This is a genomic window from Streptomyces sp. SPB074 (assembly GCF_000154905.1).
Taxonomy (GTDB): domain Bacteria; phylum Actinomycetota; class Actinomycetes; order Streptomycetales; family Streptomycetaceae; genus Streptomyces.
Genome location: NZ_GG770539.1, coordinates 1942815 through 1943739 on the forward strand (window position 1 = coordinate 1942815; position 925 = coordinate 1943739).

A 925-nucleotide genomic window follows, 5' to 3' on the forward strand; every position below is an offset into this window, starting at 1 on the left:
CGGGGCTGCCCGCGCGGGTCGCCCTCGGCACGGGCGACCCCGCCGCGCGCTCCGCGTGGCTGGTCCTCGCCGCGCTCGCCGCGCTCACGGTCCTCACCCGCCGCGAGCGCTACCACCACGCCTGAACCGTCCTCCCCCGGCCGCACCCCGATGCCCAGGAGCCCCATGTCCTCGCTCACCCCCTTCCTCCCGTCCCCTCCGCCGCCGCCCCCGCCGGCGCGCCCCACCCTGGAGGTCGAGGGCCTGACCGTCCGCTACCGGCGCCGCACCGCGCTCGACGGGCTCGCTCTGCGGCTCGGCCCGGGCGTGCACGGGCTGCTCGGGCCCAACGGCGCGGGCAAGTCCTCGCTCGTGCGCGTCCTCGCGACGCTCACGCGGCCCGCCGCGGGACGGGTACGGCTGCTCGGGCACGACCTCGCGAGCGCGCGGGGCCGCACCGGGGCACGGCGCCTGCTCGGATACCTGCCGCAGGAGTTCGGCTACTACCGGAGCTTCACGGTCCGCGAGTTCCTCGCCTACGTCGCCTGGCTCAAGGAGGTCCCCGCGCCGGAGGTGCCCGGCGCCGTCGAGCGGGCCCTGACCCGCACCGGGCTCACCGCGCGCGGCGACGCGCGCCTGCGGGAGCTGTCGGGGGGCATGGTGCGGCGCGCGGGGATCGCGCAGGCACTCGTCAACGATCCCGCCCTGCTCCTCCTCGACGAGCCGACGGCGGGTCTCGACCCCGAGCAGCGCGTGGACTTCCGCGCGCTGCTGCGCGAGGTCGGGCGCGAGACGACGGTCCTCGTCTCGACGCACCTGGTGGAGGACGTCGCGCAGGCGTGCACGGAGGTGACGCTCCTGGAGAAGGGCCGCCTCGTGCTCCGTACGACGCCCGCCGACCTCGCGGCGTACGGCGACTCCGTCCCCGGCGAGGCGGGCGGGGGCG

Annotated in this window: 1 protein-coding gene; it reads left to right on the forward strand. The window is 77.8% G+C overall.

Features of this window, described 5'->3' with window-relative positions; translation table 11 throughout:
• Positions 1-165: 165 nt before the first annotated feature.
• A partial coding sequence (locus SSBG_RS07755) for an ABC transporter ATP-binding protein (protein ID WP_078491242.1) occupies positions 166-925 on the forward strand: 760 nt, incomplete at its 3' end.